The following is a 1,419-nucleotide window of genomic DNA, read 5'->3' as shown; positions in this document are numbered from 1 at the left end:
GACCGCACCGCCCTGCGCGACACCCCCCACACCATCCTGCGCACCCTCCTGCCCACCACCCACGACCCAGCCACCACCACCGCCACGGGCGTCCCCCTCACCGAACGCCTCGCCCACCTCACCCCCACCGACCAGCACCAGCTCCTCCTCACCCTCGTCAAACAACACGCCGCAGCCGTCCTGCACCACACCGACCCCCACACCCTCGACGACACCACCCCCTTCACCGCCCTCGGCTTCGACTCCCTCACCGCCGTCGAACTCCGCAACCGGCTCTCCACCCTCACCAACACCCCCCTGCCCGCCACCCTCCTCTTCGACCACCCCACCCCCACCCAACTCACCACCCACCTCCACACCCAACTCACCACCGGCAACGAGACGTTCACCGACACCGTCACCAACCAGCTGGCCAGCTGGCAGCAGACCCTCTCGGCATTCGCGGCCGATGACCCGGAACGGCGCCTAGCCCTGCGAAAGATCGAGCAGTTCACACGTCACTGGGTGTCCAAGACACAGGACCTCACGACGGACGGGGTCGAGGAAAAGCTCTCCGGGTCCAGTGACAGCGAGCTGCTGGAGTTCATCGGCAACGAGCTAGGCATCTCTTGAACACCGTACGTACCTGGGAGACACCGTGAACGAAGAGCAGCTCCGTTACTACCTCAAGCGCGTCAGCGCCGAGCTGCACGATGCCCGAGAACAGCTGCGTGAATCGGCCGAGCGCCAGCACGAGCCGATTGCCATTGTGGGTGCGGGGTGCCGGTTCCCGGGTGGGGTGGACTCGCCCGAGGGCCTGTGGTCCCTGGTGGAGCGGGGTGTGGATGCCTCGGGTGAGTTCCCGCAGGACCGGGGCTGGGACGTGGAGGATCTGTACGACCCGGATCCGGAGGCGTCGGGGAAGTCGTACACGCGTCGTGGGGGTTTCCTCTACGAGGCCGCGGATTTCGATGCGGGGTTCTTCGGGATCTCGCCGCGTGAGGCGCTGGCGATGGATCCGCAGCAGCGGCTGGTGCTGGAGACGTCGTGGGAGGCGCTGGAGCGCGCGGGCATCGATCCGCACACCCTGCGCGGCAGCGACACCAGCGTCTTCACCGGCGTCATGTACCACGATTACGGCTCCCGTTTCCGGCAGGCCCCCTCCCAGGTGGAAGGCCAGCTGGACAGCGGAAGCGCCGGCAGTGTGTTGTCGGGGCGGGTGGCGTATGTGCTGGGGCTGGAGGGCGCTGCCGTGTCGGTGGACACGGCGTGTTCCTCGTCCCTGGTCGCGATGCACCTGGCGGTGGCGGCACTGCGCCGCGGCGAGTGCGCGATGGCCCTGGCCGGCGGTGTGACCGTCATGTCGACCCCCTCGACATTCGTCGAGTTCTCACGGCAGCGGGGACTGTCCGCCGACGGCCGGTGCAGGTCCTTCTCCGA

2 protein-coding genes are annotated in these 1,419 nt (G+C 68.1%); both read left to right on the top strand.

Going from position 1 to position 1,419, the window contains the following annotated elements:
* On the top strand, positions 1-612 hold a 612-nt coding region (locus AB0N16_RS41780; protein ID WP_365806033.1), incomplete at its 5' end, for an acyl carrier protein.
* 25 nt (positions 613-637) lie between these two features.
* On the top strand, positions 638-1,419 hold a 782-nt coding region (locus AB0N16_RS41775; protein ID WP_365806032.1), incomplete at its 3' end, for a beta-ketoacyl synthase N-terminal-like domain-containing protein.

Source organism: Streptomyces sp. NPDC051105, from assembly GCF_040682795.1.
GTDB lineage: Bacteria > Actinomycetota > Actinomycetes > Streptomycetales > Streptomycetaceae > Streptomyces.
This window is presented reverse-complemented; position numbering and strand designations above follow the sequence as displayed.